This is a genomic window from Succinivibrio dextrinosolvens (assembly GCF_900116345.1).
Lineage (GTDB): Bacteria > Pseudomonadota > Gammaproteobacteria > Enterobacterales > Succinivibrionaceae > Succinivibrio > Succinivibrio dextrinosolvens_B.
The window spans coordinates 1-9,040 of record NZ_FPAH01000069.1 but is presented as its reverse complement, the minus strand read 5'-3'; the positions used below and the strand labels follow the sequence as shown (position 1 = coordinate 9,040).

Here is a 9,040-nt window from a genome sequence, read left to right as displayed (position 1 = left end):
AAACCCAATTCGCCTGGCGGCCATAGTGCTGTAGAACCACCTGTTCCCATTCCGAACACAGAAGTGAAATGCAGTAACGCCGATGGTAGTGCAACGTACGTTTGTGTGAGAGTAGGTCACCGCCAGGCTTCCCTTTCTGAGAAACCGAGATGTTTTTGCATCTCGGTTTTTTCGTATATATACTATCTAATAATCACCAGTTCTTCTCCTTACAGGATTTTCTGATGGATAAACATGATCGCTCTTTTTTAAAGAATATAAGACTTTCTAATCCATGGCATCTTATTGCGGTAGGCTTTGGTTCAGGTCTGCTGCCTAAGGCTCCTGGTACCTTTGGTTCCCTTGCTGCTATGCCTATATGCATGGGACTTCTATATCTTGATTGGTACTATGTTCTTGCTGTTGCTGTATTTACTTTCTTTATAGGCTGGTATGCTTCAGATATAACAGAAAAGGATATGGGTATGCATGATAACAGCTCCATTGTTATCGATGAATTTGACGGAATGTTTATCTCTATTCTGTTTTTCCCTCCACAATGGTATCTGGCTATACTTGCTTTTGTGCTTTTCAGAATTTTTGATGTTTTAAAGCCATTTCCTATTAACTTTTTTGATAAGCATATCGGAGGGGGATTAGGTGTGATGGTAGATGATGTAATCGCAGGAATCTTTGCTCTGATTACTGGTCATATTTTTATTTATTTCTTTTTATAAGTTTTCCTTTTTTTAATCCTGGTATATTCCAGGATTTTTTATTTCTGCTATTCAATTGAAAACCGTTTTTTCTATTCTTTGTCTTTTAGTTCAAGTTTTTTCCATGGAGATGAAAGAAATCTCAATAGTAGAATTGCTCCTCTGAAACACAACTCTATACACATTGCTATCCACGCTCCAGTAAGTCCATACATTGGAACCATTAAAAGACACAGGGTGATTCTTACTCCCCATATACTTGCAGCATTTAAGATACTGGGTATTAGTGTATCTCCTGTTCCTCGCAAAGCCGCTGCTGCCACAATTGAAACACCAAACATTGGTTCGGCTAACATTTCTATTCTTAAGATCTTTACTCCAAGTTCTCTGACTTCATGATCTGGAGTAAAGATAGTGAAGATTGCAGGACAGATAAAAAACATCACAATTCCACATAATCCCATAATAAGGGCTCCGAGCATAATGCCGTACTTGGAACATTTTTTCACCAGATCATAGCGTTTTGCTCCTATACATTGACTGATGATTGGTGATATTGCAGATGCGATACCGTAACCAGGCATATAGCAGAGACCTTCTGCTTCAATAGCAAATATGTTGGCTGCAAGTGAAACATTTCCCAGTGGAGCGATAATTCTTGTGGTTGCCACCATTGCTGCGGTCATAACTGCATTTTCTAAGCCTACAGGAATACCAAGTTTCATTGCAGAAACAATATCCTGTCTGTCAAAAGTCCATTTCTCGCCTCGGACCAGTCTGAGTTCTGAATTCTTTAAAAGGTAATAGACTATAACTGTAGAGGTTATACATTCAGCAACTACAGTACCCATTGCAGCTCCTGGTACTCCAAAACCGAAACCTGGTATATAAAGGTTTATGAGAGATAACTCATAGGTTCTTGAAGGAAAAATAAAGAAGAAATTCCAGAAGATATCCAGAAGGCAGGTCGCTGCACTTACAAGACTTGGTACCTTCATGTTGCCGGTTGCCTGAACCAGAGAACTTGCCAGTACTCTCATCAGAAAGAATGGGATACTGAACATCAGGATCATAAAATATGCGGCTGAATTGGCAGCAATAGAGGCATTGCCACCCATCCATAAAGGAACGTTATCACTGATTGTTATACCGAAAACTACAACAGCAAAGGCAACAATGATATTTACCATGAAAGCCTGTCTCATCAGAGAACGAGCCCTCACATGGTCACCAGCTCCAATTCTCTGTCCTACCAGAATAGAGAATCCTACGGTACTTGCCATGGTGATTCCGAAGATGAGCCAGCTTGCAGAACTGACCAGACCGACAGATGCAGATGCATCAGCACCTAAGCTACCCACCATTGCAGCATCAATATACTGCATGGCGATAAAGGTGATCTGTGAAAGTATAGCTGGAATGCTCATACTCCAGACCATACGCATGATTTCACTTCTTGTTACATCTGCTTTGTTTTTTAGTTCAGATAAGGTTAAGGTTCGGCTCATTGTTAATCAGATTACAATCTTGGTTTATTTGTTTTGAGTGAATCATAGCAGTATTTATGTTTGGTGTAATGATAAAAAGTATCTGCTATTACAGACACTGATATGACTAGGTCCTTAACCTGTAGGTGTTTTTGCTTTACTCAAAATCAGACTCTTTGAAATCAAAGAAAAGTCCCTCGTAAGGAAAGCGTCTTTTGGCTAGAGAGTTAAGTGTTGCTGAATCCACCTTTCCTTCATACCTTTTCTTAAAACTGTTTCTTGCTAAAGATACTGCAGCAAGATCTTTAGCAATTTCTTCCTTGGTCTGTCCATATGGGAAGGAGGTAATATTATCCAGCAGTGACAATGCATCTTTTTCTGTAAGCTTAGGTGAATAATTGCGACTCAGATAGCTAAGGACCGTTTTGCAGCCGTTTTCTGCCTCATATACGTTAGCCTTGGTATTCATAAGCTTTTCCGTATTTATCAGCTCGTCTGCATCTGTCTCTTCACGTGGAGCCTTAAAATCTGTATTAGGTACAATCAGAGTTTTAAACTCATTGTCCTGACTTATTGGCTCGTATTCCTTCTGTACCTGAGGAATGAGCTCATCTGGGCATTTAATTACTTTTTTCTCAGAGACCAGAAGATACATCCATTCATTCTTGCTATCAGAATTCAATGCATTTTTATTTTCAGTTTTTGCTTCTTTAGTGTGATAGGCTAGTTCAAGGAGCATTCCTGCCCAGTGGCCGAGTTCTGCCTGAATGGTTATCTGGTTTTCACTGCAGAATTTATGTATAAGTTTATGAGCCTTTAAATGTGATTTGTAATCCCATTCAAGTTCATCGGGTTTTACATATCTGCTGTCTTTCATGAGTTTTTGGACCTGCACGAAGATTTTCTTATGAACCTCATTGTTCTCATCAAAAAGCTCAATGTTATCTCCCTGCTGTAAAACACCCGCAATGGCAAAATCGTAACATGGAGGCATAAAATGGACGTTGTATACGTTAAGACCTTCAAAAACGCCAACAAAGCAGGCACACTGAAATCCCTGTTTCTTTACAAACGCTCTGGCCTGATCCTGCTGCTCAACTGTAGGCAGGAACTTAAGAAGTGAAGAAATTTCATCTCCTAAGACAAGTTTCCATTCTGTTCCGTAAAGAACGTACATATAACGGGGCACCTTTTCTGAGGTGCCGTTTTCATTAACGATTCTCAGTACATCTTTTCCCTGATACTTTGCAACCCAGATGATGTCATAGGTATGTCCTACGGTAGGCTGCATTAGAATTTCTTTTCTTACAGTGTTGAAATTAAGCTCATCCAGTACAACATCCATACTCTCCCCATCAAGGGTAAAGATACTGCTATGGTTGGTATGAATAGCAATCAGCATTGAGATTGTTTCCTTTCCTCCCTGTGACATTCTTGGAATATATATTTCATAGCCACGGAAACATCCTTCATACTGGATATCCAGAAAATCAGTTTTCTTATTTACGTAGTTCTGAGCAATTTTTCTGATCTCTTTATTCTCTTCATGATCTAGTCCATGAAGAGCATCCTGAATTCCACAGTATTTAATATAGTCGTCAACCTTGATAGCTAGGTGCAGTTCAAGAGGTGATAATTCTATCTGATCTGAAAACATGGCAGGTGAAATTTTCTCTTCCTCAACGGATAGAGCAAAAGCCAGTGTTTTTCTAGTGAAAAGATAGGCGCAAGGAGGTGGAGCCTGTACATATGCCAGGTATTCAGGTTCAAAGACATAGTATTCATTACCGAGAATGCCTTGAAATACGTAAGCTGCCATCGAAGCTCCAATGCTTTAATGTTTTTTTTTGAAAAACTATTTTCTTGTGTTTTTAGCAAAGTCTTTTGTTTTTTTATAGTACGAAAGGCACACACCTCATTTTTAATTATAGAAAACGAATAAAAAGAGGACCTCTATTTTGATTAAGAATATGGTTGGTAACTATGTGTTTTTGGTAAATATAAGATGAAACTCATGGATCTAAATTAAAGCATTATATTTCAGTGAAGTTGATTATTTTTCTTCAATTTCTTTTCGCTGTATATGCTAGACTTAGCTCGTCTCATTAAGCTCTATATTTGGATTTGTTATAAGTCAAATGCTCTCAGTTTTTCTAAAACTCCATCTTGCTGTTTTTATCGCTGGCTTTACTGGTTTATTCGGCAGACTGGTATCTCTGGATGCTTTCTGGATTGTGTTCTTCAGAATGCTCTTGGGAGGAGTAATTCTTGCAGGTTATCTAATCCTATTCAGAAAACTAAAATGGCTGGGGGTAAAAGGAACTCTAAGCAGTATGATAGCGGGAGCCATTCTTTGTGCTCATCTGATTCTGTTTTACCTTGCAATAAAACTTTCCAATGTTTCGATCGGCGTTGTCTGTGTATCAACTATTGGCTTTTTTGTAGCCTTAATTGAGCCTTTTGTGGTTAAGACCAGATTCTCGTTCACTGATGTTGCTTACTCATTATTGGCCATAATAGGAGTGCTGATCATCTTTGGCTTTGATGCGCGTTACCGTCTTGGTATCGCAGTCGGTATAGTCTGTGCTATTTTCTCTGCGATATATTCTATATACAACAAAAGAATAGCCTTAAAGTATGAGAATTATTCGCTTATAAGCTGGGAGCTTTTAGGTGGTACTGTTTTTATGGCGATGCTTCTGCCTTTTTATTATGTTGTGGAGGGACAGTGGTCTCTGTATTTCAGTTTAAGTGATGCTTTCTATTTACTTTTAGCAGGAGTGATCTGTACTGCGGGGCTTTATCTTCTGCAGCTTCAGGTCCTGCAGAAGCTCTCGGCATTTACGGTGATGCTCTCTTATAATCTTGAGCCTGTTTATTCCATTATTTTAGCTATGATCCTCTTTGATGAGGCTTCTGAGCTGAATATTTCATTCTATGCCGGTATTCTCGTCATCATAATCTCGGTTGCTCTGAAAACTACAAAATCTATCCACGTGGCAAGTAAAGAGAATAACATATAAGTTTTTGCTCAATCTTTTTGTTGAAATAAACTTAAGTCTTATTTTTTGCTGGTTCTTCACTAGCTTTCTTTTGCTTTGTGTTGTCTATAAAACTCTTTCTTATCAGGTTATTGAGCCTGAAATCATAGATTGAAAGCTTATTGAATTATCGATAATTTATTAACAGAAATAACAATAATACATTATTTAATATTACTGCATAATTTTTATATAAGTATATTTCTGTATCATAGATTCATAGGTAAGAAAATTCAAAACAATACAAACAAACATATTCGAATCTAACTTGTTTTCTAACATAAGGAGTTTTAAATGGCTAATCAGAGTTTTGCTCAGGGAAAGGTATCCATCATTGCCAAAGACTATGAATCAGCTAAAGAGGTTGCTGAGCTTATAAACTCTGTGACTTCCTACTTCACTTTCTATACCAGCTTCTATTTTGATGACAGCGTCATTTCACTGGATGACGAAAATAGATTTGAATGTCGTCTTGATGGTCGAGGACGCTGGAATTTCTTTAATAATATCAAATACCTTGGCGAATGGCTGGATGACTATCGTAACAGAACCTTAAAGCAGGGAAATGCTGTTTCAAAGCTGGAATTCCTTGGTTTTGAACTTACCTTCGATTATGTCGACATTAGAGAAGCTGACGGATCTATAGATAAGGCAGTTGTAAAGGTCACTCATGTTGCGGATACTCCGATACATTCTATGACCTGCAGGAAGGTCAGTTACAAAAGATATCAGTACAGTGAAAAAAATCTCGTAAAAATGACAGACTCTCAAACTCTATTTGCTTAGAGTTTTTATTAAAAAATATTAACTGAATCAAATAAATAGTGGTGTTTAAATGTCTAATATCAGTTCTGCAAACGGCACCGTAACTGCTGTTGCTAAGGATTGTACAACTGCAAAGAGAATCATTTCTCTTATCAACTCTGTTACCAGAGATTTTGAGTGTTATTCTGTTTTCATGAATGGAACTGAGTCAGAGGAAAAGCATTCATACGAATGTCATTTTGTAGGCGGCGGTCGCGGCGATTACAGGTCAACTCTTTTAAAGCTTGGTCCTTCTCTAATCAAATACGCAGAGGATCAGGAAATTATCAGCGAACTTGAGAAGAACGAGTTTGAACTTACTTTTTCCTTTGCTGATGAAGAGCAGAAAAATAGGCTGCTGTATGATGCTGTGGTAGTACTCGAGCATAAGGAAAATACAGCTCTAACCGATATCGACTATATAGAGAAAAACGTCAAATTCCATGACTACAGTCTGAAGAATCTGAAAGAGATCGTTGGCTATGATGACGAAATAGCAAGACTGCTTGCCTAGTAACATTCTTCAAGCTGCTCTTCGGGTTATACTTGAATTAGGAATTACTAATGAACGGTGTAACGGAAAGACTTGAATATGAGCAGAATAGACAGAGACGATGGACTTAAAAGATTTGTTATCATCTGTTTAACAGTTCTGGTTCTTGTCTTTGTCTGCTATATCTGGGTTGCCTATAACCAGAAGATTGAAAATAAAAGCTACTACGAATCTGTAGCAAACGAGTGGCAGTATACCCAAGACACTCCTGTATCATTGTTCGGCTTTGTTCTGGGGACAAATGCCAAGGCTACAATTTCCAAGCAGGTCATTTCCAATAAAACAATTCCTCTAATCAATGAGAAAAAAGATTTAATTCCTGTTTCCTATTATCTCCTGCAGAATAAAAAGCAAAACTGTGTTATCTACGAGAACAGTAGACATGATCTGTATTCTTCAGAGTCGCATTCTAGCGACAATATTAAGTCGCTTTATAACTCCATGACCAATGATGACTGTTTCCGTATTACCACCTTAAAAGGCTCGGTTTATCCTACTGATACAGTCAGAACTATAAGGCTTTATGTAAATGAAATCGGCGAGATTATAGAGATTCGACTTAACTTTTGGGACAAAGAAGGAAAGAACTCATTCGTCTCATCCCTTATCAGTAACTTTCAGGAAAATATCTTGCCATCAGGATGGACTGAGTGGTTCAGACAGACAACATCCAAAACATACGATAAATGCATAAAGACTAATAATGGAATGCTGACCTATGTAAATTATTCTTCTGATGAGCTTGTGGTCGATCTTATTTTGGAGAAGGGAAGTCTTGATATTAAAAGACAGGCTGACGGAAAGACCTTTCTGCTTGTTAAAAGTCGTGGCTGGTCTGAATCCTATACCTACACAGAATATTTAAAGAAGCTTGCCTTTAATCAGGGAAACACTCCTGGGCAGTCAGCGGACAAGTATGAGAATGCTTTTCAGTAGCTTTCAATCTTTTTGGGAGACTCTCTCTGTGCTCTTGTATCGGTACACTTATTGCCGTAAACGCAGAAGAGATAATGGTCGAGTGTAAACCCCAGTACGGCTATATTCTGACAGATAACGGTTGGTCCGATCGTAGATTAGATTTTGATGAAACCAAGAGATTTTGTAGAAAGAAGAAAAGAGAGATAGAAGAAAGGATGGCGTTCATTACGAATTTAGTAAGGGTGCACAGCAAAAACATATTACAATCCACAGACCGGTGAAGAGCGTATTGGTTGAGAGAAAGTGAATCACAGAGAAAGGATTAATTTTTTTTTCTTGAGTCTGAATCATATTTTAAGTCTCTATTCTGATTTTTTTGGGGGGGAAAGGAAGGGCATAGAACGGCATATGAAAAGCTGATAAGTCTGTTATTCAAGAAAAATAACAGACTTGATTATTAAGGACTACTTTACAGCAGGAGTAAGATGCAGTTGACAAATGTGTTTAGAGCTTGTTTTGTTCTGTCTCAAATCTGTGATAACTTCCTCTCTATAAATATTGGATTAACAAATAGTATCTATTCTTGATAAACAGAAGGAGCTTTTTATGACTATTGGCGTAGTAGTAGAAAGAGGTCGTATTGCCTATGTATATGATGAGACAGGCAGACAGTTATGTACGAAAGACATTGGTTCTAATGGCGCTATTGTAGGCTATACAGGAACAAGTTTTGCGATACGAAAAGACAGAACGATTTACGTCTATGATCCTCAAGGCAAACAGTTATTTACAACTATTGCAAATTAGATCTGATTTGATTTGTTTTAATTTACCTCCACTATTGACAAAGGTGTCACAATAAAGGAGGTAACGAACTATCTGTAATTTGTAGCCTTTAAACCTGATTAGAAAATGTCCGCAATAGAATAGCATTCAAGATGATCTATTGCTGTTTTACTTAACTTTTACATGTTTTATCAAATTCACGCACGCGAATACCTCGTACTTTTAGTGCGAGGATGAAGCGTGCCCTAAAAGCTGTCATCTACATCATATTTGAAAAATGTTGTAATTTCTTTTTAGGATAAAGGTAACCTTGATATAATAACGTTTTCCCTAAATTGATAATAATATTGTTAGAGTCCTTTCATCGTAAATGAATATCAACTGGAAACAGGCATACAGATATAGGTTAAGACCTAATGGTGCGCAGCAGAGAAGATTAGTTCAGCTCTGTGGCTCTGCCAGATATGCCTGGAATCAGGTGCTGGCAAGAAGAAATGAAGAATATCAGGAATATCTTGAAGATATCGAATCAGCTCAGTGCTGGTGTGAGGATATTTCTCTGGTACCTAAGCCAAGACCTATAAATAAGTTTTCATTTACATATGATCTTAATAAACTGATGACAGAGGAAGAAAACAGCTTTCTCAAGACTCAGGGGCACTCTCAGGTGCTGCAGCAAAAGATGCAGGATTTATATAGTGGCTTCAGCCGGTTCTTCAAAGGCAAAGGAGGATATCCTCAGTTTAAGAAGAAAAA

Annotated in this window: 9 protein-coding genes and 1 rRNA gene; 8 read left to right on the top strand and 2 right to left on the bottom strand. The window is 37.9% G+C overall.

Features of this window, described 5'->3' with window-relative positions; genetic code table 11:
* Window positions 1-12 precede the first annotated feature (12 nt).
* Both rrf and BM308_RS12770 read left to right on the top strand, forming a co-directional pair.
* Window positions 13-128: ribosomal RNA gene (gene rrf / locus BM308_RS12775) — 5S ribosomal RNA — on the top strand.
* Window positions 129-224: 96 nt separating this feature from the next.
* Window positions 225-716 (top strand): phosphatidylglycerophosphatase A family protein, encoded by a 492-nt coding sequence (locus BM308_RS12770; RefSeq protein WP_074945738.1) that lies wholly within the window; start codon window positions 225-227, stop codon window positions 714-716.
* A 71-nt stretch (window positions 717-787) separates the two neighbouring features.
* Here the strand turns inward: BM308_RS12770 and BM308_RS12765 are convergent, their stop codons facing one another.
* Together BM308_RS12765 and BM308_RS12760 are read right to left on the bottom strand one after the other, a co-directional pair.
* On the bottom strand, window positions 788-2,203 hold the full coding sequence (locus BM308_RS12765) for an MATE family efflux transporter (protein WP_074945736.1): 1,416 nt from the start codon (window positions 2,201-2,203) through the stop codon (window positions 788-790).
* 136 nt (window positions 2,204-2,339) lie between these two features.
* Complete coding sequence (locus BM308_RS12760; protein WP_074945735.1) at window positions 2,340-4,001, bottom strand: hypothetical protein; 1,662 nt, start codon at window positions 3,999-4,001, stop codon at window positions 2,340-2,342.
* A gap of 319 nt (window positions 4,002-4,320) precedes the next feature.
* Here BM308_RS12760 and BM308_RS12755 point away from each other — a divergent pair, with 319 nt between their 5' ends.
* The 6 genes from BM308_RS12755 to BM308_RS12725 all read left to right on the top strand — a co-directional run.
* Window positions 4,321-5,205, top strand: coding sequence for a DMT family transporter (locus BM308_RS12755; RefSeq protein ID WP_074945734.1), 885 nt, complete (start codon window positions 4,321-4,323; stop codon window positions 5,203-5,205).
* 312 nt (window positions 5,206-5,517) lie between these two features.
* On the top strand, window positions 5,518-6,009 hold the full coding sequence (locus BM308_RS12750) for a hypothetical protein (RefSeq protein WP_074945733.1): 492 nt from the start codon (window positions 5,518-5,520) through the stop codon (window positions 6,007-6,009).
* 49 nt (window positions 6,010-6,058) lie between these two features.
* On the top strand, window positions 6,059-6,541 hold the full coding sequence (locus tag BM308_RS12745; protein ID WP_074945732.1) for a hypothetical protein: 483 nt from the start codon (window positions 6,059-6,061) through the stop codon (window positions 6,539-6,541).
* 78 nt (window positions 6,542-6,619) lie between these two features.
* Window positions 6,620-7,516 carry a hypothetical protein gene (locus BM308_RS12740; RefSeq protein ID WP_074945731.1) on the top strand — a complete coding sequence of 299 codons (897 nt, stop codon included), beginning with the start codon at window positions 6,620-6,622 and terminating at the stop codon, window positions 7,514-7,516.
* Window positions 7,517-8,104: 588 nt separating this feature from the next.
* Window positions 8,105-8,305 (top strand): hypothetical protein, encoded by a 201-nt coding sequence (locus BM308_RS12730; protein ID WP_074945729.1) that lies wholly within the window; start codon window positions 8,105-8,107, stop codon window positions 8,303-8,305.
* Between the two features lie 349 nt (window positions 8,306-8,654).
* Window positions 8,655-9,040, top strand: a 386-nt coding sequence (locus BM308_RS12725) for a helix-turn-helix domain-containing protein (protein ID WP_074945728.1), incomplete at its 3' end; no start/stop codon positions are given.

Coding starts and splice junctions, on each gene's coding strand:
- BM308_RS12750 (WP_074945733.1), top strand. CDS start 5,518: ATGGCTAATCAGAGTTTTGCTCAGGGAAAGGTATCCATCATTGCCAAA.
- BM308_RS12755 (WP_074945734.1), top strand. CDS start 4,321: ATGCTCTCAGTTTTTCTAAAACTCCATCTTGCTGTTTTTATCGCTGGC.
- BM308_RS12730 (WP_074945729.1), top strand. CDS start 8,105: ATGACTATTGGCGTAGTAGTAGAAAGAGGTCGTATTGCCTATGTATAT.
- BM308_RS12740 (WP_074945731.1), top strand. CDS start 6,620: ATGAGCAGAATAGACAGAGACGATGGACTTAAAAGATTTGTTATCATC.
- BM308_RS12770 (WP_074945738.1), top strand. CDS start 225: ATGGATAAACATGATCGCTCTTTTTTAAAGAATATAAGACTTTCTAAT.
- BM308_RS12745 (WP_074945732.1), top strand. CDS start 6,059: ATGTCTAATATCAGTTCTGCAAACGGCACCGTAACTGCTGTTGCTAAG.
- BM308_RS12760 (WP_074945735.1), bottom strand. CDS start 4,001: ATGGCAGCTTACGTATTTCAAGGCATTCTCGGTAATGAATACTATGTC.
- BM308_RS12765 (WP_074945736.1), bottom strand. CDS start 2,203: ATGAGCCGAACCTTAACCTTATCTGAACTAAAAAACAAAGCAGATGTA.